Source organism: Streptomyces sp. CNB091, assembly GCF_000377965.1.
This window is the reverse complement of sequence record NZ_KB898990.1, coordinates 546,802-572,111: the sequence shown is the minus strand read 5'-3', so window position 1 is coordinate 572,111 and position 25,310 is coordinate 546,802. Positions and strand designations below refer to the sequence as shown.

Here is a 25,310-nt window from a genome sequence, read left to right as displayed (position 1 = left end):
TGGCCGGCCACGGGGTGGGCAACGCGGACTTCGCCCTCGGTATCACCGAGCTCGGCTCGAGCACCACTTCGGTTCAACCGGAGTCGCGGTCGCACCCGCGTTCGGGCCGGTGTCCCCATCGGCTTCGGGGGCGCCACTCCTGCTCCTGTCTCCGGGGGCGCTGTCGCGGTGTGCGTTGTTTAGTGGGATCCGTACCGGAAACGCGATGTCCCGACGCCCCCGGGACGGAAGTGGAGGAGTACGCCATGCCGGCTGGATCCAGCAAGAAGCGTGAGCGGCAGTACGAGCACATCAAGGAGAGCCAGGAGGAGCAGGGCGCGTCGAAGAGCCGCGCGAAGGAGATCGCGGCCCGGACCGTCAACAAGGAGCGCGCCCGGTCGGGCGAGTCGAAGACGGCGAGCAAGACGTCGACGCAGGACAGGAAGTCCGCCTACGAACGCGGCGGCGAACGTTCCCACAAGGGCGCGCAGGGGCCCACCAAGGACCAGCTCTACGCGGAGGCCAGGAAGAAGAACGTCGACGGGCGCTCCTCCATGAACAAGGAGCAGCTCCGCAAGGCCCTCGGACGCTGACGCACCCACCGGCGGTCCGGAGCCGGCCGCCGCACGACGGAGGGAACAGGACATGCCCGCAGACGCACGCGGCGACGACGTGTACCAGCCCCAGGACGACGATGGCGGCGATCCGCCGAACGACGAGCTCGACCTGGAGAACACGCTCGACGAACGGGACCTGGACGATCGGATGGAAGAGGGTTACTCCCCACCCGACCGCCCCTTGGCCGTGAACAGGTTCGGCACGACCGGGGCCGAGGTGCGCCACGGTGAATCCCTGGACCAGCGGCTCGCCCAGGAGACCGACGACGTGGAACCGCCCGACGGGGACGGCATCGGCGACCTCGCCGAGGGTGAGGGCGAGCCCCTGGAACGGGCCGAGCGCGAGCCCCGGGCAGGCCGGCTCAGCGCGGCGGACGACGCGGCCGGGCGGGAGAACGACGTCTTCGCCGAGGACGTGGGCATCGACGGTGGCGCGGCGTCGGCGGAGGAGGCGGCCGTCCATGTCGCGGGCGAGGACATCCAGGGGCGCGAGGCCTGACGGCCGGTGAAAGCGGGAGACCATGACTGGCGCGGCGATCTTCGATGTGGACGGCACGCTCACCGATACCAATCACCTCCACGTGGTGGCCTGGTGGGAGGCCTTCCGGCAGGCCGGGCACACCGTGCCGATGCCGGAGATCCACCGGGCGGTCGGCCTCGGCTCCGGTGATCTGATCGAGCGGCTGCTGGGGCCCGACCGTGACGCGGGGCAGGACGCGGCCATCAGCTCCGCACACACGGTGCTCTACGCGACGTATTTCGACCGCCTCCCCGCCTTCCGGCACGCGGGCGACCTGCTGCGCACCTTGGCAGGCCGCGGTTGGCGGGTTGTCCTCGCCACTTCGGCGAGCGGGACGGAGCTCGCGGCTCTGCGGCGGGCGGTGGATGCGGACGAGGCTGTCCGGGCCACGGCGAGCTCGGACGACGTCGACCGGGGAAAGCCGTCCCCGGAGCCCGTGGAGCTGGCGTGCCGGCTGGCCGGAGTCAGTGCGGGGCAGGCGGTGTTCGTGGGCGACACGGTGTGGGACATGGAGGCGGCGGCCCGGGCCGGGGTGACCGCGGTGGCTCTCCTGTCGGGCGGCATCCCTCGCGCGGACCTGGAGCGGGCAGGAGCGGAAGCGGTCTACCAGGATGTCGCCGATCTGCTCGACCGCCTCGACGACAGCCCGTTCGGGCCGGGCTCCGACTGACGCGCGGACCCCGAACCTCCCGTCGGGTGGCCGTGCGGGCTGGACATGCCGGCCTCGCACGGCTGCCGCCGAGCATCACCCGGGCGGGCCAGGTCCCGGCCGTGTCGTCCCGCGCTGTCCACGCCTTTGACCGTTATGTACGGAGAACAGGGGGTACCCCTGTGCGGAAGATGCAGCCACGACGCGTGCGGAACGAGGATCACATGCAGGTGGGATACAAGCTGGCGGCGGAGGCGTTCGGCCCGGCGGAGCTGGTCAGGCAGGCCGTGCTCGCCGAGGAGGCGGGATTCGACTTCGTCGAGATCAGCGACCATTACCACCCCTGGCTCGACAACCAGGGACACTCACCGTTCGCCTGGACGGTGCTGGGAAGCATCGCGGCGAAGACGTCGCGGATCGGTCTGGCGACCGGGGTCACCTGCCCCACCGTGCGCTACCACCCCGCCGTCATCGCTCAGGCGGCCGCGACACTCGCCCTGCTCTCGGAAGGCCGCTTCGTCCTGGGTGTCGGCTCGGGGGAGCGGCTCAACGAACACGTCGTCGGTCCCGGATTCCCCGACGCGGTCCACCCCCGGCACGAGATGCTCACGGAAGCCCTGGAGATCATCCGGCTGCTCTGGAGCGGGGGGTACCGGTCCTACGAGGGAAAGCACCTGCGGCTGCAGGACGCCCGGGTCTTCGACCTCCCCGACGAACTGCCTCTGATCGCCGTGGCCGCCAGCGGTCACCTGTCGACGCGCATCGCCGCCGAGCTGGGCGACGGCCTGTTCGCCACGGAGGACAAGCCGAGCATCGTCCGGCATTACCGTGACGCCGGCGGAACCGGCCCGTGCTACGGCGAGGTTCCGATGGCCTGGGCGCCCGACGCGCACACCGCCGCGCGCGCCGCCCTGGAGACGTCGCGGTGGGCGCTGACCGGGTGGAAGGTGATGAGCGAGCTGCCCAATCCGGTCAATTTCGATGCCGCGACCACCACCGTGCGCGAGGAGGACATTCTGGAGAAGTTCGCCTGCGGAGCGGATCCCCAACGCTACATCGAGGTCGCCCAGAGCTACGTCGACGCGGGTTTCGACAGGCTGGTCATGCAGAACGCGGGCCCCGACCCCGACGGCTTCATCGACTTCTACCGGCGTGAGCTCGACGCGCGCATCCGACAGCTCGAGCCGGGCAGCGCGCGAACCTGAAAGCCGGCCCCCGGGCGGGTCGTTGTCCGAGGCGGCGCCCGCAGGTATGACACGAGGCCGCCCGGTGACAAAGGAGCGAGCATGACAGAGGCACCTCCGCGGATCCACACCCTCGTCATCGACGCTGACAGCCCCGAGCGGCTCGCCGCGTTCTGGTCCGAGCTGCTCGGCCGTCCGATCGTGGACCGTACCGGCCCCTATGTCTGGCTGCGGCGGGAGAACGGGCTGGGCCTGGGCTTCCAACAGGCCGGTGAGCCCAGGCCCGGGAAGAACCGCATGCACGTCGACATCTCCTCCCCCGATCCGGCAGCCGAGCAGCGGCGGGTCGAGGCGCTCGGAGGACGACGCCTGGAGGAGTACGCCGACGGCGGTTTCCTGGTGATGGCCGACCCCGAGGGCAACGAGTTCTGCGTCATCCCCGAGGGCCCCGGTTCCGTCGGCCTCGATGACCAGGGGCGCGCCCACTACCTCGATTGAACTCCGAGGTTCGGGACGGCCGGCACGCTGCGGGCGGGACGGCACCGCAGCGCCTTCGAGTACCGGTGTCAGAAGGTGACGTCGTCCGTGGAGGTGACCCGGGCTCCCATGTTGCGTTCCATCATGCGCAGAGCCGCGTCGGCGAGGTCGCTGTGGATGTGTGCCACGGCGTCCCTCGGGACGGTGACGTGCAGCTGCCGGATGTGGGCGTCGAGGGCTGAATACAGCACGCACTGTTCGGTGACCTGCCCGCAGAGCACAAGGTGGTCGGCGCCCAGTTGGGAGAGCAGATAGCTGAGCGGCGTCTCGTAGAAGATCGAGTGCCGGGCCTTGACGACGAAGAGGGACTCATCGTCCGGCAGGACGGGTTCGACCAGCTCCGCGTTCTTTCCCGCGAGCGTCTTCTCGACGATCTCTCCGTGGTGGGACCGCCATTCTCCGAAATTGTCGTTCACATAAATGACCGGTACACGCTCCGAGCGGGCGCGGGCGATGAGCCGCGCGATGTGGGGCAGTGCGCTGCGGACGGATGGAACGAGCAGGTCGGCATCGGCATGATCGTACGTATTGATCATGTCGACCACGATGAGCGCGTTGTTCCTCATCCATGCATCATCGCAAAAGGGCCACGCGTGTTCCGGCCCACGACCTGCCTGGGTGTTTCACGGTCGGCCGGGTGGGAACCCGGCACACCGGCCCACTGAATACCGGCGACGGAAGGAGCGGACCCGTGCGCGCACTGACCTACCAGGGAAAGCGGGACGTCCGGGTGGAGACGGTCCCGGACCCACGGATCCAGGAGCCGACGGACGTCATCGTCAAGATCACGTCGACCGGGATCTGCGGATCCGACCTTCACCTGGGCGAGGTTCTCGGGCCCTACCTCGACCCGGGCGACATCCTGGGCCACGAACCGATGGGGGTGGTGGAGGAGGTCGGCCGCGAGGTGACCGCCGTCGCTCCGGGGGACCGGGTCGTGATCCCCTTCAACGTGTCCTGCGGTCACTGCTACATGTGCGGGCAGGGGCTCCACTCGCAGTGCGAGACGACGCAGGTGCGCGAGCGCGGCATGGGCGCCGCCCTGTTCGGGTACACCAAGCTCTACGGGCAGGTGCCCGGGGGCCAGGCCGAGTACCTGCGGGTGCCCTTCGGCAACGACCTGCCCATCAAGGTCCCGCACGGCCCGTCGGACGACCGGTTCGTCTATCTTTCGGACGTCCTGCCGACCGCCTGGCAGGCAGTGGAGTACGCGGACATCCCGCCCGGCGGCAGCGTCACCGTCCTGGGCCTCGGCCCGATCGGCGCCATGGCCGCCCGGATCGCCCGCCACCGGGGCGCCGATCTCGTCATCGGCGTGGACCTGGTCCCCGAACGGCTCGACCGGGCAAGCAGGTACGGCGCCACCTGCCTCGACCTGCGTCGCTACGGCAAGAACCTCGGTGACGCCGTCCGCGACCTCACGGACGGGCGCGGCACGGACGCGGTGATCGACGCGGTCGGCATGGAGGCCCACGGCTCCCCCGTGGCCAAGGCGGCACACACAGCGGTCGGGCTGCTCCCCGACACCCTCGCGCAGCGCATGATGGAGACGGCGGGCATCGACCGCCTCGCCGCACTGCACATGGCGGTCGACCTGGTGCGCCGGGGCGGCACGATCTCCGTCTCGGGGGTGTACGGCGGCTCCGCCGACCCGATGCCGATGCTCACCATGTTCGACAAGCAGATCCAGCTCCGCATGGGCCAGGCCAACGTCAAGCGCTGGGTCGACGACCTGGTGCCCCTGCTCACCGACGACGACCCGCTGGGCGTGGACTCCTTCGCCACCCACCACCTCCCCCTCGAAGAGGGGCCCCAGGCGTACGACACGTTCCGGGAGAAGGCCGACGGCATGATCAAGACCCTGCTCATCCCCTGATCCGGAGACGGGGACCGGGCCGCTGCCAGGAAGGAGACCCGGGCATGGAGAACAGCAGCCGGCATCCCGGCAAGCGCGTGGTGGTCACGGGCGCCACCGGCAACGTGGGAACCAGCGTGGTCCGCGCGCTCGCCGCGGAACCGGACATCGGATCCGTCCTCGGGCTGGCCCGCAGAAAGCCCGCGCTCGAGATCACGAAGGTGGAGTGGGACACCATCGATCTGTCCCGGGCCGACAGCGAGGACCGGCTCGCGGGTCTGCTGCACGGTGCCTACGCCGTCGTCCACCTCGCGTGGCGTTTCCAGCCCACCCACGATCCTGTGGTGACGTGGCGGAGCAACGTGCTGGGCTCCCGGCGCGTCTTCGACGCCGTGGCACGCGGCGGGATCCCCGCCCTGGTGCACGCCTCGTCCGTCGGCGCTTACTCCCCGGGCCCCAAGGACGAACCCGGCGTCGACGAGCAGTGGCCCACGGACGGCTGGCCGGATGCGGCCTACTGCCGGGAGAAGGCCTACCTGGAACGTGTCCTCGACACCTTCGAGCTGCGCCACCCGCAGATCCGGGTGGTCCGGATGCGGCCCGGGTTCCTCTTCAAGGAGACCGCCGCCCCCGAGCAGCGGCGGATCTTCGCGGGCCGCTACGCCCCCGGCCCCCTGCTGCGGCCCGATCTGCTGCCCTTCGTACCCGACCTGGACGGGCTGCGTTTCCAGGTCCTTCACACCGCCGATGCCGCCGACGCCTACCGGCTGGCCGTGCTCCGCGATGTGCGGGGCCCCTTCAACCTGGCGGCGGACCCGGTCATCGACGCCCGCACGCTGGCGGACCTGTTCGACGCCCGGATCGTGCGGATCCCCAGGGCCCTGGTGCGCACCGCGCTCTCGGCCGCCTGGCGGGCCCGTGCCGTACCGGCCTCCCCGCACCTGTTCGACGCGGTGCTGCGACTGCCCGTACTGGACTCCACCAGGGCGCACGAAGTGCTGGGCTGGCAGCCCACCCGTACGGCGGAAGACGCGCTGAGCGCTTTTCTGCGCGGCGTACGCACCGGAGCGGGCGAGGACACCGCACCGCTGGCAGGCCGGAAGACCGGCTGAGCCAACCGGCCGTGCCGTCGGCAGAGCTCCAGCGGGCCGGCCCTCAGAGCCCGCGGGCTCCGGGCGCCTCCGGTGTACTGGGCTTCTGCGACGACGGACGACGTAGGAAGGACCATCATGGCGAGCAGTGAACAGCCGCAGGACCCCCAAACGCTCCATCCCCGCCCCGACTTCCCCCAGCAGGACCAGGCACCTCCCGGCTGGACCGGCCCGATGGACCCGCCGCCCGACCACGGCGAGGAGTCCTACCGGGGCTCCGGCCTGCTCGACGGCCGGAAGACCGTGATCACCGGGGGCGATTCCGGGATCGGCCGTGCGGTGGCGCTGGCCTTCGCACGCGAGGGCGCTGACGTCCTGCTGACCCACCTTCCCGAGGAGGAGCAGGAGGCTCGGGAGACCGTTCACCTGGTGGAGCAGGCGGGCCGCAGGGCGGTGCCCGTCGTCTGTGACATCCGGGACGAGAAGCAGTGCCGCTCGCTCGTCGAGCGCGCGGTGTCCGAGTTCGGCCGCATCGATGTCCTGGTCAACAACGCGGCGTATCAGATGTCGCAGCCCGACGGTATCTCCGCGATCTCGACCGAACAGTTCGACCGCGTGCTGCGCACCAACCTCTACGGCATGTTCTGGCTGTGCAAGAGCGCCCTGCCACACATTCCGGCAGGGGGATCGATCATCAACACCACCTCGGTGCAGGCGTACAAGCCGAGCCCCCATCTCCTCGACTACGCGATGACCAAGGGCGCGATCGTCACCTTCACGCAGGGCCTGGCCCAGATGCTGGCCTCCGACGGCATCCGCGTCAACGCCGTGGCGCCTGGCCCCGTCTGGACGCCCCTCATCCCGGCCACGCTGCCCGACACCACCGAGTTCGGGAAGCAGAGCCCGCTGGGCCGGCCCGCGCAGCCTGCGGAAATGGCGCCCGCCTACGTCTTCCTGGCGTCGGCCAATGCCTCGTTCATCACCGGCGAGATCATGAACGCCACCGGCGGTACACCGCTCCCCTGATCCGGGGAGGGGTGGCTGATTTGACCGCGCGTCGGCCGGGAAGGCGTGTCGTATGACCATGAACCATCACGAAACGCCGGTTCTCGACGCTCTGACCGCCTATCGTGACAGGGGCGAGCTGGGCTTCTCCCCGCCCGGTCACAAGCAGGCCCGAGGCGCTCCCCCAGCCGTGCGGGCCCTGCTGGGCGACGCGATGTTCTTCGGCGACGTCCTCGCCACCGGAGGGCTGGACGACCGCCGGGAGAAGTCCTCCGTACTGCAACGGGCCGAAGACCTCATGGCCGACGCCGTCCACGCGGAGCACACCTTCTTCTCCACCTGTGGCAGCTCCCTCTCGGTCAAGGCCGCCATGCTCAGCGTCGCCGCACCCCACCAGAAGCTGCTGGTCGGCAGGGACGCCCACAAGTCCGTCATCGCCGGCCTCATCCTCTGCGGCATCGAGCCCGTCTGGCTGGAACCCCAGTGGGACAAGGAGCGGCATCTCGCACACCCGCCCTCCCCCGCCACCCTGGAGGAGGCCTTCACCCGGAACCCGGACGCACGCGGCGCCCTGATCACCAGCCCCACCCCGTACGGCACTGCGGCCGACCTGCGCGCCATGGCCGACGTCTGCCACCGGCGCGCCAAGCCGCTGATCGTCGACGAAGCCTGGGGAGCCCACCTGCCGTTCCACCCCGACCTGCCGTCCTGGGCCATGGACGCCGGCGCCGACGTCTGCGTCACCAGCATCCACAAGATGGGCAGCGGCCTCGAACAAGGCTCCGTCTTCCACCTCCAGGGCGACCTGGTGGACCACGACACCCTCGCCTCACGGGCCGACCTCCTCGGCACGACCAGCCCCTCCGTACTGCTCTACGCCGGGATCGACGGCTGGCGCCGGCAGATGGTCCTGAACGGCCACGGACTGCTCTCCCGAGCGCTCGACCTCGTGGCGACGGTGCGCCGCCGCATCGAGGAGATCGAGGGAATGCACGTCAACGGGCCGGACGACTTCTGCGGACCCGGCGCGGCGGCGGAATTCGACCCACTGCCCGTGATCATCGACATCGAGGCCATGGGCACCACCGGCTACCGGGCCGCCGACTGGCTGCGCGAGCACCACCGCATCGACATGCACCTCGTGGACCACCGCCGGATCAGCGCCCAGTTCACCCACGCCGACGACAAGGACACCGCCGACCGGCTGCTGACGGCCCTGCGCGACCTGGCCCGCCACGCGCACACGCTCCGCCCCGCTCCGGAGGTGTGTGTGCCCACGCCCGCCGAACTCCGTCCCGACCAGGTGTGTCTGCCGCGTGACGCCTACTTCGCCCGGACGCAGGACGTCCCGGCGTCGGAAGCCGTGGGCCGCGTCGCCGCCGAGATGCTCACGCCCTACCCTCCCGGCATTCCGGCCGTGCTGCCCGGCGAGCGGATCACCGAACCCCTCGTCCGCTACCTGCGCTCCGGAGTCGAGGCAGGCATGAACGTTCCCGACCCCGCCGACCCCACCCTTCAGACCATCCGCGTCCGCACCGAGGACCCCTGAGAACCAGGCCCGATCAGCTCCGGGCCCGACCGACGCGCCCGTACCCGGGAACACCCGTGAGGGACCCAGCCTCCGGCCCGCCCCTTCAGATCAAGGAGAAGCCCCCGCCATGCGTGCTCTCGCCCTCGTCTGCACCCTGAACGCCTCACCCGCCCCCTCCAGCAGCCAGTACCTCGCCGAGCAGGTCATGGCCCGGTTCGCGCACCATGACGTCCAGGGAGAGGTCGTCCGGGTCGCCGACCACGACGTCCGTCCGGGGATCGGGGTGGACCTGGGCGACGGCGACGCCTGGCCGGCGCTGCGGGAGAAGGTCCTGGCCGCCGACATCCTCCTCATCGCCACCCCCATCTGGCTCGGGCACCCCTCCAGCGTCTGCCAGCTGGTCCTGGAGCGCCTCAACGCCGAGTCCTCAGAGACCGACGACCAGGGCCGCCCGCACACGTACGGCAAGGTCGCCGCCGTGGCCGTCGTCGGCAACGAGGACGGCGCGCACAAGGTGAGCGCCGACGTGTTCCAGGGACTCAACGACGTCGGCTTCTCGCTCGCCCCCGGCGCCGTGACGTACTGGGTCGGCGAAGCCATGCACGGCACCGACTACCAGGACCTGGACGAAACCCCCGAAGCCGTGGCCTCCACCACCAAGGCCCTCGCGGCCAACGCCGTCCACCTGGCCCGGCGGCTCACCGGCAGCCCCTACCCGGCAGCCTGATCCGCGCTCGCGGCGAGGACGAGGTCGTCGGGAACGCCAGGAACATCAAGGGGATGGTGGTGCACATGCCGGTGGACCGGATCGCTGAGCCGTGGGGGACGCGCACGCCGTACGGGCGGCACGAGACCTGGCCGACGAGGGTCGACACGTTCCTGGCCGAGGGGGTGAGGTCCTCGGACGTCGAGCGGTGGGTGCAGACCGCTTCGATCCTGCACTCCGACGGTGACGCCATGGACGTCGCCGTCAGGGACGGTTCGATGGTCGGCGTACGGGGCAGGGCCTCGGACCGGGTCAACCGCGGTCGGCTCGGCCCCAAGGATCTGTTCGGCTGGCAGGCCAACGCCTCACGCTCCCGGCTGACCAGGCCGCTCGTTCGCCGCGGCGGACGGTTGACCGAGTGCGACTGGGACACCGCGATGGAGGTGATCGTCTCGCGCTCGCGCGGGCTCCTCGAAAAGCGCGGTCCGGGATCGGTCGGCTTCTACACGTCCGGCCAGCTGTTCCTGGAGGAGTACTACACGCTCGCGGTTCTGGCCCGGGCCGGCATCGGCACCAACCATCTGGACGGCAACACCCGCCTGTGCACCTCGACGGCGGCCGAGGCCCTCAAGGAGTCCTTCGGCTGCGACGGCCAGCCCGGCAGTTACGACGACATCGACCACGCCGACGTCATCGCGTTGTACGGTCACAACCTCGCGGAGACGCAACCCGTGCAGTGGATGCGCATCCTCGACCGGCTCGACGGCACCGATCCTCCGCGGCTCATCTGTATCGATCCACGCCCGACAGCCGTCGCACGACGTGCGGCCGTCCATCTCGCTCCGCGCGGCGGGACGAACGTGGCGCTGCTCAACGCCTTGTTGCACGAGATCATCCGTACCGACCGCGTCGACCCCGGCTACATCGAGGCGCACACGGTCGGCTTCGCGGAGTTGTCGGAGGAGGTCGAGCCATGCACCCCCGAGTGGGCGGCCGACGTCTGCGACGTCCCCGCAGCGAAGATCCGGGAGGCGGCGGAACTACTCGGCACCGCCGACCGGCTCCTGTCCACCGTGCTCCAGGGCGTCTACCAGTCCCACCAGGCCACCGGCGCCGCCGTCCAGATCAACAACATCCACCTGATCCGCGGCATGCTCGGTCGGCCGGGTGCGGGCGTCCTGCAGATGAACGGGCAGCCGACGGCGCAGAACACCCGCGAGTGCGGCGCCGACGGCGACCTTCCGGGCTTCCGGAACTGGCAGAACGACGAGCACGTGGCCGACCTGGCGAGGGTGTGGAACGTCGATCCCGGGACCATTCCGCACTACGCACCGCCCACGCACGCCATGCAGATGTTCCGCTACGCCGAGCAGGGCTCGATCCGCATGCTGTGGATCAGCGGCACGAACCCCGCGGTCTCCCTGCCCGAACTGTCACGCGTTCGTTCGATCCTCTCCCAGGACCGGCTGCTGGTCGTGGTGCAGGACCTCTTCCTCACCGAGACCGCGCAACTGGCCGATGTCGTGCTTCCGGCCGCGACCTGGGGCGAGAAGACGGGGACGTTCACCAACGCCGACCGCACCGTGCACCTGTCCGACAAGGCTGTGGAGCCACCCGGGGAGGCCAGGCCCGACCTGGAGATCTTCCTCGACTACGCCCGGCGGATGGATTTCCGGGACAAGGACGGCGCTCCCCTGATCACCTGGCACGACCCGGAAACCGCCTTCGAGGCGTGGAAGCGCTGCAGCGCGGGGCGGCCCTGCGACTACACCGCGCTCACCTACGACAGGCTGCGCGGAGGCAGCGGTATCCAGTGGCCGTGCGACGATCGGGCGCCCGAGGGCACCGATCGCCTCTACACGGACGGTGTCGCGTGGGCCCACCCGGACGTGTGCGAGACGTACGGCAAGGACCTCGTCACCGGTGCCTCCACGTCGGAGACCGCGTACCGGTCCCGCAACCCGGAGGGCCGGGCCATGCTGAAGGCCGTCCCGTACCTGCCTCCGCACGAGGCCCCGAGTGACGCGTTCCCCTTCCAGCTGACCACCGGCCGCACCATCTTCCAGTTCCACACCCGCACCAAGACGGGACGTGCTCCCCAACTGAACGCCGCCGCACCGGACGTATGGGTGGAGATGTCCGCCCCCGACGCGGCTGAGCAGGGGATGGGCGAGGGCGATCTCGTCGAGGTCGCCGGACCGCGCGGCGCCATCAGGGCCCGGGTGCGCGTCACCGGCATCCGCCGCGGGCTGCTCTTCGTACCGTTCCACTACGGCTACTGGGACACGGTCTCGGGCTCCGGACCGGACAGCACGACACCGGGCCGGGCGGCCAACGAGGCCACCGTCACCGACTGGGACCCGGTGTCCAAGCAGCCACTGTTCAAGACCGCCACCGCGGCGGTGAGGCTGCTGGAGAAGAGCACGGGGCAACAGGCTCCCGCACCGACGAACACCGCGTCGGCGCCCACCCGCCGCGACGGCGTCCGAGCTACCCGCGGCGGTGCCTCGGCCCACGTCCAGGAGTCCCCCGGGGCTCCCGTCGACCGCACCCCGGGAGACACCCGATGAAGGGCGTCGCCCTCACGATGCACGCGCTCCACCGGGGCGAACAGGCCCTGGCTGAGCAGCTGACCGTCATCGCCGCACGGCACCCGCGTGAGCACGAGGTGTGCCACGTCACCAGGGAGCTGGCTCTCTGGTCGCACGAGCACTGCCGACGCCTGGCCGAGACCGGTCGGCACTACGGCTTGCGTCTCGACGGGCCGTCGCCGTCCCCATTGGAGCCGTCGGAGCCGTCGGAGCCGTCGGCGAACGACCGCCGCCGCGCCGAGGTTTTGAGCCGAACGCCGAAGTCCGTACCGGAGCTCCTTCGAGACCTGCGAGAACTGCATCTGGGCGCCGCCGGAAACTCACTGCACTGGGTGATGCTGGGCCAGGCCGCGCAGGCGGCGAGGGACACCCGCCTCCACGATGTCGTCTCCTTCTGCCATCCCCGGACGCTGCGCCAGATGCAGTGGTCCACCACCATGATCAAGAACCTGGCCCCGCAGCTTCTCACCGCCGGTGACGCGCAGGATGAGTGACAGGCGCGCCGCGCTACGCCGAGCGCGGCTCCGTGTTCGGCCCCGGCCCCGGCCCCCGTCGCCGTCGCCCGAGCTGCCGGCCCGGTTGCGTGAGCCGACTCTGCGCGTGACGGTGGTGCCGGGAGCGCGGCCCACAGCGGCGCGGTCGTCAGGAAGCGAGGAGAGTCGATGCACCACAGCCCAGACGGGCTCCGGGCTCGGAGTGCGCCCGACCACCCTCTGCGCGGGCGGGTCGCGGTCGTCACCGGCGCCGCTCGCGGTGTCGGCGAAGCGCTCGCCCGCAGCCTCTCCGGCGCCGGCATGCAGGTCGCCCTGCTCGGCCGGGAAGAGGCGACCCTACTGAGGGCCGCCGAGGCCCTCCCCGGCCGGAGCATGTGCGTCGAGTGCGACATCACCGACCGCACGGCGCTGGCGGACGCGGCACGCCGCGTGGAGAGGGAGCTCGGGCCGGCGAGCGTGGTCGTGGCCAACGCCGGCATCGCGGTGAGCGGCCCGTTCGACCGTACCGCCGCCGAGCTCTGGCAACGCGTCATCGACGTCAACCTCACGGGCTCCGCCAACACCGCCCGCGCCTTCCTTCCCCAGCTCACCACCACCCGCGGATACTTCCTCCAGATCGCCTCCACCGCCGCGTTCGGTGCCGCACCCATGATGAGCGCGTACTGCGCCTCCAAAGCGGGAGCGGAGTCGTTCGCGCTCTCCCTGCGCGGCGAGGTCGAACCGGACGGCGTCCAGGTCGGCATCGCCTACCTGCACTGGACCGGCACCAACATGCTCACCGGCATCGACGACGACCCCGTCCTCGCGGCACTGCGCCGCAATCAACCCCGCCCCGCCCGCCGCGTCCACAGCGCCGCCCAGGTCGCCCAGTGGCTCACCCGAGGCATCGCCCGCCGCAGCCGTCATCTCTACGCCCCGCCCTGGCTCCGCTGGTGCCAGCCCCTCCGGCCCCTGTTCCCGGCCCTGGTCGCCCGGACCACCCGCCGCGAACTACGGGATCACCCCGACGGCGCCGCGTCTTCCCGCGGCACGGTCCTGGGCGTCGGAGGGCGCGCCGACTGGAACTCCTACCGGGCCTCCCGCTCCGCTCCCCCGTCCGACCCGTAGAACGAGCAGCCCATGTCCACGACCACGGCCCGAGTCCTTGAGAACCCTGGACAGGTCAGAACGGGATGTTAGGGATAGGCCCGACGGGATACCCGCCTACCGGGCCATCTCTCGGCCGGCCCGGAAGCCGTGCCGACGGCAGGACGCGGAGGAGCGTGGTGAGCGCGATGGGAAGAAGGAACCTGTACCCGTTGAACCTCCTGCCGACGTCAGGGGCCGTATATGAATGACGCGTCGAAAGCGCCGACCGGCGGCGCCGCGGAGGCTCTTCGTTCCCCCGTCGCTTCGCACAATGAGTGGGATCCGCTCGAGGAGGTCGTGGTCGGCCGTCTCGACAGGGCCACCACCCCCTCACGGCATTCCGTCGTCTCCTGCAATGTCCCGCCGTGGGCCGCACGGTTCCAGCGGCTCACCGCCGGACGCAGATATCCCCAGGCCCTGATCGGGCCGGCTCAGCGGGAACTCGACCAGTTCGTCAGGCTTCTCCAGTCCCTCGGCATCACGGTGACCCGCCCCGACGCGGTCGACCACCGGCGGCGGTTCTCCACACCGAACTGGTCATCGCGCGGTTTCTGCAACACCTGCCCCCGGGACAGCATGCTGGTGATCGGGGAGGAGATCATCGAAACCCCGATGGCCTGGCCGTGCAGATACTTCGAGACCCACTCCTACCGTGCACTGCTCAAGGACTACTTCCGCAGGGGCGCCCGCTGGACCGCCGCGCCGAAACCCCAGCTCACCGACGCGCTCTACGACCCCGACTACCAGCCTCCCCGGCCGGGCGAACCCATGCGTTACCTCCTGACCGAGTTCGAGCCCGTGTTCGACGCGGCGGATTTCGTCCGTGCGGGCCGGGATCTGTTCGTCACCCGGAGCAACGTCACCAATCGCATGGGCATCGAATGGGTGCGACGCCACCTGGGACCGGACTACCGGGTCCACGAGATCGAGAGCCGATGTCGCACCCCCATGCACATCGACACCACCTTTCTGGTACTCGCCCCCGGCAAGGCCCTGATCAACCCCGAGTACGTCGACGTCGACCGCCTGCCCGACGTCCTGAGTTCCTGGGACATTCTCATCGCGCCCCAACCCGATCCGATTCGCGATCCGCTCCTGCGGCTCACTTCCCTGTGCGGAAAATGGCTCAGCATGAACATCCTCATGATCGACGAGAAGCGCGTCATCGCGGAACGGCATCACACCACCATGCTGCGCGCCCTGGAGAGTTGGGGATTCGAACCCATCCCGTGCGACCTGCTGCACTACGCGCCCTTCGGCGGATCCTTCCACTGCGCGACACTCGACATCCGTCGTCGTGGCAGCCTGGAGTCCTACTTCGACCGGTAGGCCGCTTCCTCACCGGTCCGGCTCCGGCGGGCCAGCAGTCGTTGCGCGGCGGAGAGCACGGTCGTGGTGCCCCGTCCGGAGCGGAGGGCGGCACGGGCGGCGTTGGCGCCCGGAGCGCCGTGCACCCCGCCGCCCGGATGCGCGGACGCGGACGCCAGGTACAGCGCCTTCACGGGCGTCTCGGGGCGGCCCGTTCCCGGCACCGGCCGGAACACCAACTGCTGGTGCATCGAGGCCGTACCTCCGTTGATGGCGCCGTTGCGCAGATTGGCGTCGGCGTCCTGCAACGACGCCGGGGACAGGATCCGCCGGGCCCGGATCCGGCTGCGGAAGCCGGGAGCGTAGCGCTCCACCTGGTCCTCCATCCGGTCGGCCATCCGCTCCCGCTCGTCGGCGTCCCACCCGCCGGTGAGCCCGTCGGCGCCGGCGTCCGCCTTCACCGCGTGGGGCACGTGGGTGTAGGCCCATGCTGATTCGGTGTCCAGCGGCGACCGGGTCGCGTCGGCGGTGGTCATCTGCCCAAGCAGGAGGAACGGGCGGTCCGGGATCAGACCGCGGGCGATCTGGGACGCGCATCTGGTGAGCTCGTCGACCCCGTCGGCCAGGTGGACGGTCCCTGCCGAGGCAGCGGCAGCGCTGCTCCACGGAACAGGGCCGTTCAGCGCCCAGTCCACCTTGAACGTGGCGAAGTCCCACTCGAACCGTCGCATGTCGCCCAGAAGCCGGCCGGGCAGGTGCTCGGCGGCGACCAACGCCCCGTAGAGGCTCGGGGCGGACACGTCGGCCAGCACGGCCCTGCGGGCGGGGACCGCCTCTCCGGTCGCCGTACGGACACCGACGGCGCGCCCCCGCCGCACGACGACCTCGGTGACCCGCTGCCCGCACCGCACGCTTCCTCCGCGCCGCTGCAAGCGGCGCACCAGCGCCTCGGTGAGAGCCCCCGCACCGCCGACGGGGACCGGGAAACCATGGAACTGCCCCAGCATCGACATCAGCCAGCCGAAGCCGCCGCTGCCCGCCGCCTCCGGCGCCAGATCGGCGTGCAGGGCGTTGCCCGCCAGCAGCAGCCGCCCGCCCTCCCCGGCGAACTCCTCCTCGCCCAGCCTGCGGACCGGGAGGAGGAGGCTCCGGGCCAGCCGCAGCCCGCCCGCCGCCCGGAGCCGTGCCGCGAGAGCGGTACCGGCCCGGACAGGGGGGAAGGGCGAGAAGAGGGCGTCGACGATGTCCTCGCCCAGCCGGTCCCAGATCCGGCAGAGGGCCAGCCAGCCCTCGCCGTCGCCGGGTGCGAAGCGGTCCAGGCCGGCGGCGGTCGCCGATCGGTCCCGGTCCAGCACCGCGCAGGCGCCGTCGAGCAGCGGGTGCGCGAGCACCTGGGGCGCGTGGCTCCAGCGAAGCCCCTCCCGGTGCAGGTCCAGCCTGGCCAGTACCGGAGAGGCCGCGGCCAGGGGGTAGAAGGAGCTGAACAGGTCGCTGACGTATTCGGGGTGGACACCGCGGTCGCTGCGGACCGCGCCGCCCGGCTCGTCCTGCGCCTCCAGCACCTCCACCGACCAGCCGGCGTCGGCGAGCAGATTGGCCGCGACCAAGCCGTTCGGACCGCTGCCGACCACTACTGCGTCGACCATGGGAGCGTCACCCTCCGTTTCGACGGGGCGAACCCTCACCGAGGGGTTCGCGTGCAGCGGGAACTCATGGGCGGTCGGCCGGCGCGACGATACGTCCGCCCGTCCTCGGCGTCGTGCGCTCGGTCAACCGGGCGAGGCGGGCCAGCATGGTGCGGTGGCGAATCTGGATCAGCGAGTCCAGCAGGACGTTGTGGAGCGTGCCGCCGATGCCGCGCAGCGGGTGTTCGTCGACGGTCACGAGCGTCTTGTCGCCCCACGGCCGGATGTCCAGGGCGATGCGCGCCGAACCCAGCGGGCCGGCTTCGGCCTCCAGCTCCAGGGTCCGGGGCCTCTCGACGCGCCGGACCACCGTGCGCCCGGTGAACTCCTTGGGCCCCAGCCGCACGCTGTAGGTGATCGAGGAGCCCAGCTCGGGCCAGTCGCCCTGCTCCCTGCGGGACTCGGATGTCCCCACCACCCAGTTGCCGTACAGACCTTCGTCCTCCAGCACCGCCCACACGGCGGACGGGGGGCGGTCGATGAGATGGTGCCGGGCGGCCATGTTCCTCCTCGGTTCGTCGGTCGGAGCGTCCCGAACGCCGGACGTCTTGCCGCTACTGGGTACCACCGATACGGGAGAACAAACCCGTCCCTCGCGGACCGGCGGGCCCGCTCATGATCGCGCGTGTTTCCGAACGCCCAGGCGTTTCACGACCCGCGATCGGTCTACCCGTACGGAACAGCGGCACTCCGCCGCACAGGAGACCTACTCGCCGGGAGGCGCTCATGACCACCGTGGTCGAGGACATGCTCAACACCTACCCCGCCGACCTGGGCGGGGTGGACCGCCGGAAACTCGCCCGCTGTATCGAGGAGTGCGTCACCTGCTCCCAGGCGTGCACGGCCTGCGCCGACGCATGCCTGTCGGAGGAGATGGTCGCCGAGCTGACCAAGTGCATCCGTACCGACATGGACTGCGCCGACGTCTGCGGAACGACCGCGGCCGTGCTCTCGCGCCACACGGGGTACGACGCGAACGTGACGCGCGCGCTCCTCCGAGCCTGCGCCACCGTCTGCAAGGCCTGCGCCGACGAGTGCGAGGCCCATGCGGACCGGCACGATCACTGCCGTGTCTGCGCCGAAGCATGCCGACGCTGCGAGCAGGCGTGCGACGACCTCCTGTCCACACTGGGCTGACCGCTCGTCGGTCCCGGGCGGACACGCGCCCGGCGGGCCGCCAGCAGCCATCGACGGACGATCCAGCGCAGAAGGGAGCGCACCATGGCGAAGAAGAAGCTGTCCAAGGGCGACGACGTCGTCTGGCGAAGCCACGGGCACGATGTCGAGGGCACGGTGACCGGGAAGATCGAAGGGCGGACCGAGAGGGCCGGCCGAACGGTCGACGCCTCCGAGAAGGAACCGCAGTACGAAGTACGGAGCGACAAGACGGGCAGGAAGGCCGTCCACCGCCCGGAGTCACTGGACAGGAAGAAGGGCGGAGGCCGGTCGCGAGCGACGAAGAACGGCAGGTGACCCCTCGACCGCTTGCCTGAGGCGGACGTCGGAGACAGCCCACCGGGGGCGGACGCGCGGATCGGGCCCGCCTCAGCCCGCCACCCCGGCTGCTCGACTGCTGCGGCGGAACGTCAGGTTCCCGGTTCCGTCAGCGGATGTTCGCCGTCCGTGGGCCAGCGCAGCAGCGCGCCCAGGCCCCCGACCGGTTCCGCCGGCATCGGTTCGGCAGCCCTGCGGTTGTCCGCTGCCAGATCCTCTTCGGGGGCACGGTCCTGAGCGGCCGCCGCACCGCCCACGACGACGGCGTCCGCTCCGGTCAACGCCGCCGACCTCAGGAGCGCATCGTCGGCGCGGACGGTGAAGGGTTCCGGCTCACCGAGCGAGCGGGCATCGGTCCGACGGAGCGCGAGCTGTTCCGGCGCGGGGCCGGCCCAGACCTCGCGATGGGTGTCCGGCCCGTCGGGCCGGAGCAGAAGGGTGTCGATCCGATGCTCACGTGCCGCGTCGACCAGTGCCGGGACGCCGTCAGCCGCGTCGGTCCGGCCGCCGTCGCGGGCCTTGGCCGCGGTGAACCGTTCCAGCGTGTCCGCCGCGTACCGACGGGAGTACGCGCGACGCTCTCGCGCGATCCACTCGTCGAGGCGGGTGGTGTCCGAGCCGGCCGCTCGCCCCCCGTGCTCCGTCTCGACGACGAGCGCCGGGAACCGGCCGGGCAGAGCCGCACGGACGGAATGCCGTTCCCGCGCGTCGCCGACCAGCACGATCAGGCGGGCGCCGGTCGTGCCGACGGCGTCCTCGACCGCCGCCGCCACGGTACGGGCGTTCTCCTCCCAGGTGTTCTCGACGCTCAGCTGGAAGTGGCGCTCGGACCAGTCGGCGGTGGCCGTACGGTGCACCGGCCAGTCGCGGCCCCGCACCGTACCGAGCGGGCTGCGTGCGGACGACGTCCGCAGCTCGATGTCGGCGCCGAGGCGATCGACGTGCACGACCAGTGTGTCCGGTTCATCGGGAGTCAGCTCCACGAGGGGAGCCACGTGCGGGAGAGGCGCCCAGACGCTGGAGGACTCGCCGGGCGGTGGAACGCTCAGCACGGGATCCAGTACGACCTGGCCGTGGGCGGCGAAGACCGCCCTGCCCGCGGTGTGCCGGCCGAAGTCGTACGAGTCGATCGTCCGGCGCACCGCCCGGCAGGTCTCCTGATCCGCCCCGTGCGCGGCCAGCTCCTCGCTGATCTGCCGTCCCGCGAGCTCGCGGCGGCTGAGCGTGGCCTCGTCGGCGACCGAGGTGTCGAGGTAGGCCGTGGCCCACGGGCCCGGGCGCTCGTACAGAGGTGTCAGGTGCGCGAGATCCATGATTTCCTCCCGGTTTGTCGAGGCAGGCTCGACCCTGCCGGGTACCCCGGTCGGCCGTAACCACACACCTGCCGAGTCGCACGCCGACGCAGTGTCCGGATGCGATGTTGATCCCGTTTGGGGTTCCCGCGGAAGGGAACTCGGCTTGGCGGCCGAGCGGTGGGCCGTGGGACCGGGTCGCGGAGCACGGGGTTCAGGGGTCGTGCCCGCGACCCGGCCTCGCACGGCGGCCGGACCGGGCGGTGCGCTTCCGCTTTCCGCACCTCGCTGAGGTGGGGCGCGTTTGGCAGGCATTCGTACGGGTATGCGAGTAATGTGCTTCGGACATGAGGTGCGCCCGTGGGAGTTCCGGGCGGCAGGTGTCCGGCCCCCGTGCCCTCCTACGGCGACTCAACGCAACGGCCGTCGAGGAGTGAAACGCGCATGCAGACTGCATCTGGCCAAGAATCACGCACGGACGGGGACGACTCGGCGGCGCACGAGGCTCTCCAGAGGCTGAGCGTGCTGCCTCCGGGCCAAGAGCGGGATGAGTTGCGCAGCGATCTGGTGTGTGCGTGGCTGCCGATGGCTCACCGGATAGCGTCACGGTTCCGCGACCGCGGGGAGGCGATGGACGACCTTCGGCAGGTGGCCGCCATGGGCCTCGTCAAGGCGGTGGACCGCTACGACCCGCTCCGCGGCAAGGCGTTCGAGACGTACGCGGTTCCGACGATCACGGGCGAGCTGAAGCGGCACTTCCGCGATCACACGTGGGATGTCCACGTACCGCGCCGTGTCCAGGATCTGCGCAACCAGGTCAGGACGGTCCGGCGTGATCTGAGCCAGACCTCGGGCGGGCGCGCTCCGACCTGCGCCCAGATCGCCTCCGCGGCCGGCCTCAGTGAGCAGGACGTGCTGCTGGGCATGGAGGCGCTGGAGAGCTACAGCGCCCTCTCCCTGGACGCCGAGCCGACAGGGGTAGAGGGCGGCAGCCCGCTGTCCGAACGGCTGGGCTCCACCGATCGGGCCCTGGACGTCGCCGTCGACCGGGAAGCCGTGAAACCGGGTCTGCGCAAGCTGCCGGAGCGGGAGCGCACGATCCTCTACCTCCGCTTCTTCCGTGACATGACGCAGGTGAGCATCGCCGCACGGCTCGGCATCTCCCAGATGCACGTCTCGCGGCTGCTCAGCCAGTCCTGCGAGCGGCTGCGCGACGACGCCCTCCAGGGAGCGGCATGACCGTCCCCGCCCCGCGTCCACGCCGACGGGGCGACCGGCGGCCGGTCGTCCCGCTCAAGCCCACCGCGCCGGCAAGCAGGCCATGAGGACGGCGCTCGCCCGCGTGACACCGCGCCTGCGCCGGCCCGACGCGTACCAGGTGACGCAGTCCCTGAAGGCTGCCGCCGCGGCCATCGTCGCCTGGGCGCTGACCGGCTGGTGGCTGACGGCACCCATGGCGCTGATGGCTCCCTGGGCGGCTGTGGCACTGGTGCAGGGGACCGTCTACCGGTCGGTGCGCACCGCGACCCAGCTCCTCCTGATGATCACGGCCGGGACCCTGCTCGCCGCCGGTGCCGCCGCCCTCACGGGCAACACGATGGCGGCCATGGTCATCGCCCTCCCCCTCACCGTGCTGCTCGGCAACCTGGCGCCCGTCGGCGGCCAGGGCTTGTACGCCCCGACCACCGCCCTCTTCGTGCTGGCCTACGGCTCGTACTCGTTGCCGGCCGTCGGGCACCGGCTGCTGGAGACGGCCGTGGGGGCCGCGGTGGGCATCGCGGTGAACGCCGCGGTCCTGCCGCCCGCCCACTCGCTCCACGTCAGCAGGCTGGCGTGTGCGCTGCCGCGCGACTGCGCCGAGCTGCTGCGCGACATGAGCGACGGCATGGGCGACGGCATGCGGAAGTACGACGCGCAGCGGGCGGAGCGCTGGCACCGGAGCGCGCACGACCTGTTGGGCGCGCTGTCCGAGCTCCACGTGGCGCGGGGCTGGGACGCCGAGAGCTTCCGGCTCAACCCGGGTCACCGGCTCCGTCGCCGGACGCCCACTCCGTCCACCGCGTGGGACATCGTCTGGGCCCGGGTGGCGAATCGGCTGCTCGCCCTCACCCTCACGCTGTGGGAGACCACCTCCGAGCAGCGATGCCTGCCGCTGCCGCCGCACCGCGCCCTGGCCGAGGTCGGCCGGCTCCTGACGGCCGTGGGGGAGGTCTGCTCGGCCGACGAAGCCATCATGGCGCACGGCACGGACGAGGAGCGGTGCGGCCGGAGGAACGACGCCCTGGCAGCCGCCCACCGGGCCCTCGCCGATCTGAAGGAACACCTGCACGGTCAGGGCCCCGAGGTCGGGGCCGCGCTCGGCAGCCTGACGGCCGACTGCCAGGCGCTGCTCGACGACCTGGCACCCGATGGAGCGGACACGGACGTTCCGCCCGCCCGTGCACGACGAGGAGAGGGACCCCTCTGATGCCGTCACCCTTGGACACCCGGTTGGACGACCTGCTCCGGCCCCGAGGCGAAACGGGGCGCGTCCTCGTCACCGGCTGGTTCAGCTTCCTGGACGGGGAGGTCACCGCCGGCGACGCTCTCGCCCAACGGGCGGTCTCGCCTCGCTCGACCGGCTGGGCATCGTGCACGACACGGCATGGAGCCCCGCATTCGTCCCGGGCGGACTGAGCCTCGACGAGGCGCTCCCATCGCGTTATGAGCAGCTGCTGTTCGTGTGCGGCCCGGTTCACGGTGCACCGTTCACGCGGCTTCACGAACGTTTCGCCTCCTGTCGTCGTGTCGCCGTCGGTGTGAGCGTGGTGGACCCCGACAGCCGGGCGGTCCGGGGGTTCCACCGCGTCCTGGCCCGCGACGGACCGGACGCCGCCGCGCTGCCGGATCTCGCGACGGATGCGCCGGCCTCGGCTGCCGCTCCCGTCGTGGGGGTGGCTCTCACGTACGGCCAGGGCGAGTACGGCGACCGCCGCGCCCACGACCGTACGGCCGAGGTGCTCCTCCCCTGGCTGGCCCATCAGGACTGCGCGAGGATCGACGCCGACACCCGTCTGGCCCACGACGACTGGCGCCATTGCCGCACGCCGGACCAGTACCTCTCCCTGATCGGACGGCTCGGCCTCGTGGTCACCGACCGGCTGCACGGCCTGGTGCTCGCTCTGCGGGCCGGCGTCCCGGCGCTGGCGGTGGACCCGGTTCTCGGCGGGGCCAAGGTCACGGCGCAGAGCGGGATCCTGCGCTGGCCGGCGACGGTGGGCAATGAGAATCTGTCCACCGTGCTGCTGGACCACTGGTGGAAGTGGTGCCTGTCCCCGGCGGGGAGCGCGGCCGCGCACCGCCGGAGTACACGCCTCTCCCCGAAGTCCGGTCGGCCGATGGAGACCGCGCGCTTCTCACGTTTGGCTCCGGCCGACGGTGGTACCCGCCCGACGCCCGGAGCGGGAGCGGGCCCCTGCCCTTCGCCGACACCGCCCATGGAGGAGACATGACCGACGACAGCGTCCCGGTCGCCCTGGTGACCGGGGCGGACTCGGGCATCGGCAGAGCGGTCGCCGTCCGGCTCGCGCGGCAGGGGATGGACGTGGGCATCACCTACCACCGCGATCGTCGGGGCGGCGAGGACACCGCCGCCGAAGTCCGCGCCGCCGGCCGACGTGCCGCGGTCGCCCGGCTGGACCTCACCGACCTGCCGGCCGCCGCCGACGTGGTGGATGACCTGGCTGACGAGCTGGGCCGGGTCGACGTACTGGTCAACTGCGCGGGCACCGGAACGTCCACCCGGTTCCTCGACCTGGACCACGCCACGGTGCGGCAGGTGATCGACGTGGACCTCATCGGCCCCTTCCTGTGCTCGCAGCGTGCGGCCCGCCGCATGATAGCCCAGGGGGACGGCGGGCGCATCGTGAACGTCACCTCGGTGCACGAGCACCAGCCCCGGGTCGGCGCGGCCCCCTACTGTGCCGCGAAGGGCGGGCTCGGCCTTCTGACGCAGGTGATGGCCCTGGAGCTCGCCGAGTACGGCATCACGGTGAACGCGGTGGCCCCCGGGGAGATCGCGACGCCGATGACAGGCCAGGAGGACACCGAGGTGGAGGGCGTGGACCGGCCGGGCATCCCGCTCGGGCGACCCGGCGACGCCCGGGAGGTCGCCGCCGTGGTCGCCTTCCTCGCCGGTCCGGAGTCGTCCTACACCACCGGAGCCTCCTGGGCGGTGGACGGCGGAATGCTGCGCATGGGGCCTCAGGCCGGCTCCCACCTGCGCTCCGACGACTGGCGCCGCCCCTGACGCGACCGCCCCCGCCGGCACCCCGTCCGCGCGCACCACGGAGGAAACCATGGCCGACAGCACTCTCCCGCTCCTTCTCCAGGGTTACGCCTGGCTTCCCGACCGCAGGCGCCGCAGCGGCGGAGCGCCTGTGCGTACACGCCTCCTGGGCAAGCGGGCCATCGCCCTGCACGGCCCGGCCGCAGTGCGGTTCTTCTACGACGAGAAGCACATCCTGCGCCACGACGCCCTGCCGCAACCGGTGATCGACACGCTGTTCGGCCGGGGCGCGGTCCACACGCTGGACGGCGAGCGCCACCGGGTGCGCAAGGCGCTGTTCACCGGCCTGCTCAAGGACCCGTCGGCGGTGCGGGACCTCGCGCGGCAGGTGGGCGGGGAACTGGAGCGGGCACGGCAGGAATGGTCGCGCGAGGACCGCGTCGTCCTCTTCGACGCGTTGGCGAAGGTGCTCACCCGCGCGGTGCACGCCTGGGCCGGCGTCCCCCTGGACGAGAACGCGCTGACGCGCACGTCGCGCGACCTGATCGCCATGGTCGACGGCTTCGCCGCCGTCGGCCCCCGCCATCTCGCGGCACGACGGGCTCGCGGGCGCCAGGAGGAGCGGCTGGCCTCCCTGGTGGAGGCCGCTCGTGCTGACGCCGGTCCTGGCGGCGGCCTCAGCCCCACGGTGTTCCGGACGATCGCGGCACACCGGAGTGCGGACGGGTCACCGCTCACGCCGCGCACCGCCGCGGTCGAACTGCTCAATGTGCTGCGGCCGACGGTGGCCATCACCTGGTTCGCCGTGTTCGCCGCGCACGCGCTGCACCGTCACCCCGAACACCGGGAGCCCCTGGCAGACGACGACGCCCCCGAGTCCGCGTGGGCGTTCGCCCAGGAAGTCCGCCGGTTCTACCCGTTCGCCCCCTTCGTGGGAGGCCGGGCCGCCGAGCGGCTGGAGTGGGCCGGGCAGACGATCACCCCCGGCACGATGGTGCTGCTGGACCTGTACGGGCTCGATCACGACGCGGATCTGTGGCCCGAGCCCTATCGCTTCGACCCGTCACGCTTCCTGGCGGGCCCCGCCCCGGCCGACGCGCTTGTCCCCCAGGGCGGTGGCCCGGCGGAGGGCCACCGTTGCCCTGGGGAGGACGTGACCGTCGCCGTCCTCGCGACGGTGGCCCGTTTCCTGGCGCGACTGCCGTACGTCGTCACCGAGCAGGACCTGCGGATTCCGCTGCGGAGGATCCCTACGGCCCCCCGCAGCGGATTCGTCATCAGCGATGTCGCGGCACCATCTGCCGCGGGCCCCACGGAGGGGGCGGCCCTCGCCTGACCCGTACGGAGCGGCCCGCTCCGTACGTCCGTGCCATCGGC

General features: G+C 71.4%; 25 protein-coding genes. 21 read left to right on the top strand and 4 right to left on the bottom strand.

The features are described from left to right. Window positions 1-245 precede the first annotated feature (245 nt). From D581_RS0102395 to D581_RS0102375, 5 genes are all read left to right on the top strand, one after another. Entirely contained in the window at window positions 246-572 is a 327-nt protein-coding gene (locus D581_RS0102395) for a hypothetical protein (protein WP_026290111.1), read from the top strand. 52 nt (window positions 573-624) lie between these two features. Continuing rightward, on the top strand, window positions 625-1,095 hold the full coding sequence (locus D581_RS0102390; protein WP_018955629.1) for a DUF5709 domain-containing protein: 471 nt from the start codon (window positions 625-627) through the stop codon (window positions 1,093-1,095). Window positions 1,096-1,117: 22 nt separating this feature from the next. Continuing rightward, window positions 1,118-1,786, top strand: a complete 669-nt coding sequence (locus tag D581_RS0102385; RefSeq protein ID WP_018955628.1) for an HAD family hydrolase — start codon at window positions 1,118-1,120, stop codon at window positions 1,784-1,786. A 203-nt stretch (window positions 1,787-1,989) separates the two neighbouring features. Beyond that, window positions 1,990-2,970: a TIGR03557 family F420-dependent LLM class oxidoreductase gene (locus tag D581_RS0102380; RefSeq protein ID WP_018955627.1), complete on the top strand. Its 981-nt coding sequence runs from the start codon at window positions 1,990-1,992 to the stop codon at window positions 2,968-2,970. A gap of 81 nt (window positions 2,971-3,051) precedes the next feature. Beyond that, window positions 3,052-3,447: a VOC family protein gene (locus D581_RS0102375; protein ID WP_018955626.1), complete on the top strand. Its 396-nt coding sequence runs from the start codon at window positions 3,052-3,054 to the stop codon at window positions 3,445-3,447. Between the two features lie 68 nt (window positions 3,448-3,515). On the opposite strand, the gene D581_RS0102370 is transcribed toward D581_RS0102375, so the two are convergent. Further along, complete coding sequence (locus tag D581_RS0102370; protein WP_018955625.1) at window positions 3,516-4,052, bottom strand: cysteine hydrolase family protein; 537 nt, start codon at window positions 4,050-4,052, stop codon at window positions 3,516-3,518. Window positions 4,053-4,177: 125 nt separating this feature from the next. Here D581_RS0102370 and D581_RS0102365 point away from each other — a divergent pair, with 125 nt between their 5' ends. The 9 genes from D581_RS0102365 to D581_RS0102325 all read left to right on the top strand — a co-directional run bounded on the left by D581_RS0102365 (window position 4,178) and on the right by D581_RS0102325 (window position 15,216). Further along, window positions 4,178-5,362, top strand: a complete 1,185-nt coding sequence (locus D581_RS0102365) for a zinc-dependent alcohol dehydrogenase (RefSeq protein ID WP_018955624.1) — start codon at window positions 4,178-4,180, stop codon at window positions 5,360-5,362. Window positions 5,363-5,406: 44 nt separating this feature from the next. Further along, entirely contained in the window at window positions 5,407-6,453 is a 1,047-nt protein-coding gene (locus D581_RS0102360; protein ID WP_018955623.1) for an NAD-dependent epimerase/dehydratase family protein, read from the top strand. A 117-nt stretch (window positions 6,454-6,570) separates the two neighbouring features. Further along, complete coding sequence (locus D581_RS0102355) at window positions 6,571-7,458, top strand: SDR family oxidoreductase (protein ID WP_018955622.1); 888 nt, start codon at window positions 6,571-6,573, stop codon at window positions 7,456-7,458. A 52-nt stretch (window positions 7,459-7,510) separates the two neighbouring features. After that, on the top strand, window positions 7,511-8,986 hold the full coding sequence (locus tag D581_RS0102350; protein WP_018955621.1) for an Orn/Lys/Arg family decarboxylase: 1,476 nt from the start codon (window positions 7,511-7,513) through the stop codon (window positions 8,984-8,986). 109 nt (window positions 8,987-9,095) lie between these two features. Beyond that, a complete protein-coding gene (locus tag D581_RS0102345; RefSeq protein WP_018955620.1) occupies window positions 9,096-9,695 on the top strand; it encodes a flavodoxin family protein in 600 nt (199 codons plus the stop codon). A 53-nt stretch (window positions 9,696-9,748) separates the two neighbouring features. Next, window positions 9,749-12,244 (top strand): nitrate reductase, encoded by a 2,496-nt coding sequence (locus D581_RS0102340; RefSeq protein WP_018955619.1) that lies wholly within the window; start codon window positions 9,749-9,751, stop codon window positions 12,242-12,244. Then, entirely contained in the window at window positions 12,241-12,759 is a 519-nt protein-coding gene (locus D581_RS0102335; RefSeq protein WP_018955618.1) for a hypothetical protein, read from the top strand. The genes D581_RS0102340 and D581_RS0102335 overlap by 4 nt, the downstream gene beginning before the upstream one ends. Before the next feature lie 168 nt (window positions 12,760-12,927). After that, window positions 12,928-13,866, top strand: coding sequence for an SDR family oxidoreductase (locus tag D581_RS0102330; RefSeq protein WP_018955617.1), 939 nt, complete (start codon window positions 12,928-12,930; stop codon window positions 13,864-13,866). A gap of 222 nt (window positions 13,867-14,088) precedes the next feature. Then, the gene (locus D581_RS0102325; protein WP_018955616.1) at window positions 14,089-15,216 is read left to right on the top strand and encodes an amidinotransferase; all 1,128 of its coding nucleotides are present in this window, start codon (window positions 14,089-14,091) and stop codon (window positions 15,214-15,216) included. On the opposite strand, the gene D581_RS0102320 is transcribed toward D581_RS0102325, so the two are convergent. Both D581_RS0102320 and D581_RS0102315 read right to left on the bottom strand, forming a co-directional pair. After that, entirely contained in the window at window positions 15,201-16,841 is a 1,641-nt protein-coding gene (locus tag D581_RS0102320) for a phytoene desaturase family protein (protein WP_018955615.1), read from the bottom strand. The two genes, D581_RS0102325 and D581_RS0102320, sit on opposite strands and share 16 nt — an antisense overlap. A gap of 64 nt (window positions 16,842-16,905) precedes the next feature. Further along, complete coding sequence (locus D581_RS0102315; RefSeq protein ID WP_018955614.1) at window positions 16,906-17,382, bottom strand: SRPBCC family protein; 477 nt, start codon at window positions 17,380-17,382, stop codon at window positions 16,906-16,908. Window positions 17,383-17,606: 224 nt separating this feature from the next. Between D581_RS0102315 and D581_RS0102310 the strand changes: the two genes are divergently transcribed. Further along, window positions 17,607-18,017: a four-helix bundle copper-binding protein gene (locus D581_RS0102310; protein ID WP_018955613.1), complete on the top strand. Its 411-nt coding sequence runs from the start codon at window positions 17,607-17,609 to the stop codon at window positions 18,015-18,017. A gap of 84 nt (window positions 18,018-18,101) precedes the next feature. Then, the gene (locus D581_RS0102305) at window positions 18,102-18,353 is read left to right on the top strand and encodes a hypervirulence associated TUDOR domain-containing protein (RefSeq protein ID WP_018955612.1); all 252 of its coding nucleotides are present in this window, start codon (window positions 18,102-18,104) and stop codon (window positions 18,351-18,353) included. A 113-nt stretch (window positions 18,354-18,466) separates the two neighbouring features. Here D581_RS0102305 and D581_RS0102300 read toward each other — a convergent pair whose 3' ends face one another. Then, on the bottom strand, window positions 18,467-19,687 hold the full coding sequence (locus D581_RS0102300) for a baeRF2 domain-containing protein (RefSeq protein ID WP_018955611.1): 1,221 nt from the start codon (window positions 19,685-19,687) through the stop codon (window positions 18,467-18,469). A 423-nt stretch (window positions 19,688-20,110) separates the two neighbouring features. On the opposite strand from D581_RS0102300, the gene D581_RS0102295 reads away from it, so the two are divergent. The 5 genes from D581_RS0102295 to D581_RS0102275 all read left to right on the top strand — a co-directional run bounded on the left by D581_RS0102295 (window position 20,111) and on the right by D581_RS0102275 (window position 25,269). Next, window positions 20,111-20,905: a SigB/SigF/SigG family RNA polymerase sigma factor gene (locus D581_RS0102295; RefSeq protein WP_078625550.1), complete on the top strand. Its 795-nt coding sequence runs from the start codon at window positions 20,111-20,113 to the stop codon at window positions 20,903-20,905. Between the two features lie 82 nt (window positions 20,906-20,987). After that, window positions 20,988-22,133 (top strand): aromatic acid exporter family protein, encoded by a 1,146-nt coding sequence (locus D581_RS0102290; RefSeq protein WP_032752456.1) that lies wholly within the window; start codon window positions 20,988-20,990, stop codon window positions 22,131-22,133. Window positions 22,134-22,470: 337 nt separating this feature from the next. After that, the gene (locus D581_RS1000000139100; protein ID WP_486585781.1) at window positions 22,471-23,157 is read left to right on the top strand and encodes a polysaccharide pyruvyl transferase family protein; all 687 of its coding nucleotides are present in this window, start codon (window positions 22,471-22,473) and stop codon (window positions 23,155-23,157) included. After that, window positions 23,154-23,954 carry an SDR family oxidoreductase gene (locus D581_RS01000000136730; protein ID WP_018955608.1) on the top strand — a complete coding sequence of 267 codons (801 nt, stop codon included), beginning with the start codon at window positions 23,154-23,156 and terminating at the stop codon, window positions 23,952-23,954. The genes D581_RS1000000139100 and D581_RS01000000136730 overlap by 4 nt, the downstream gene beginning before the upstream one ends. Before the next feature lie 49 nt (window positions 23,955-24,003). Beyond that, complete coding sequence (locus D581_RS0102275) at window positions 24,004-25,269, top strand: cytochrome P450 (RefSeq protein WP_018955607.1); 1,266 nt, start codon at window positions 24,004-24,006, stop codon at window positions 25,267-25,269. The last annotated feature ends 41 nt before the right edge of the window (window positions 25,270-25,310 follow it).

Bases quoted from the DNA above. Each gene is read 5' to 3' on its own strand.
- D581_RS0102395 (WP_026290111.1), top strand. From the start codon at position 246: ATGCCGGCTGGATCCAGCAAGAAGCGTGAGCGGCAGTACGAGCACATC.
- D581_RS0102390 (WP_018955629.1), top strand. From the start codon at position 625: ATGCCCGCAGACGCACGCGGCGACGACGTGTACCAGCCCCAGGACGAC.
- D581_RS0102385 (WP_018955628.1), top strand. From the start codon at position 1,118: ATGACTGGCGCGGCGATCTTCGATGTGGACGGCACGCTCACCGATACC.
- D581_RS0102380 (WP_018955627.1), top strand. From the start codon at position 1,990: ATGCAGGTGGGATACAAGCTGGCGGCGGAGGCGTTCGGCCCGGCGGAG.
- D581_RS0102375 (WP_018955626.1), top strand. From the start codon at position 3,052: ATGACAGAGGCACCTCCGCGGATCCACACCCTCGTCATCGACGCTGAC.
- D581_RS0102370 (WP_018955625.1), bottom strand. From the start codon at position 4,052: ATGAGGAACAACGCGCTCATCGTGGTCGACATGATCAATACGTACGAT.
- D581_RS0102360 (WP_018955623.1), top strand. From the start codon at position 5,407: ATGGAGAACAGCAGCCGGCATCCCGGCAAGCGCGTGGTGGTCACGGGC.
- D581_RS0102355 (WP_018955622.1), top strand. From the start codon at position 6,571: ATGGCGAGCAGTGAACAGCCGCAGGACCCCCAAACGCTCCATCCCCGC.
- D581_RS0102350 (WP_018955621.1), top strand. From the start codon at position 7,511: ATGACCATGAACCATCACGAAACGCCGGTTCTCGACGCTCTGACCGCC.
- D581_RS0102345 (WP_018955620.1), top strand. From the start codon at position 9,096: ATGCGTGCTCTCGCCCTCGTCTGCACCCTGAACGCCTCACCCGCCCCC.
- D581_RS0102340 (WP_018955619.1), top strand. From the start codon at position 9,749: ATGGTGGTGCACATGCCGGTGGACCGGATCGCTGAGCCGTGGGGGACG.
- D581_RS0102335 (WP_018955618.1), top strand. From the start codon at position 12,241: ATGAAGGGCGTCGCCCTCACGATGCACGCGCTCCACCGGGGCGAACAG.
- D581_RS0102330 (WP_018955617.1), top strand. From the start codon at position 12,928: ATGCACCACAGCCCAGACGGGCTCCGGGCTCGGAGTGCGCCCGACCAC.
- D581_RS0102325 (WP_018955616.1), top strand. From the start codon at position 14,089: ATGAATGACGCGTCGAAAGCGCCGACCGGCGGCGCCGCGGAGGCTCTT.
- D581_RS0102320 (WP_018955615.1), bottom strand. From the start codon at position 16,841: ATGGTCGACGCAGTAGTGGTCGGCAGCGGTCCGAACGGCTTGGTCGCG.
- D581_RS0102315 (WP_018955614.1), bottom strand. From the start codon at position 17,382: ATGGCCGCCCGGCACCATCTCATCGACCGCCCCCCGTCCGCCGTGTGG.
- D581_RS0102310 (WP_018955613.1), top strand. From the start codon at position 17,607: ATGACCACCGTGGTCGAGGACATGCTCAACACCTACCCCGCCGACCTG.
- D581_RS0102305 (WP_018955612.1), top strand. From the start codon at position 18,102: ATGGCGAAGAAGAAGCTGTCCAAGGGCGACGACGTCGTCTGGCGAAGC.
- D581_RS0102300 (WP_018955611.1), bottom strand. From the start codon at position 19,687: ATGGATCTCGCGCACCTGACACCTCTGTACGAGCGCCCGGGCCCGTGG.
- D581_RS0102295 (WP_078625550.1), top strand. From the start codon at position 20,111: ATGCAGACTGCATCTGGCCAAGAATCACGCACGGACGGGGACGACTCG.
- D581_RS0102290 (WP_032752456.1), top strand. From the start codon at position 20,988: ATGAGGACGGCGCTCGCCCGCGTGACACCGCGCCTGCGCCGGCCCGAC.
- D581_RS01000000136730 (WP_018955608.1), top strand. From the start codon at position 23,154: ATGACCGACGACAGCGTCCCGGTCGCCCTGGTGACCGGGGCGGACTCG.
- D581_RS0102275 (WP_018955607.1), top strand. From the start codon at position 24,004: ATGGCCGACAGCACTCTCCCGCTCCTTCTCCAGGGTTACGCCTGGCTT.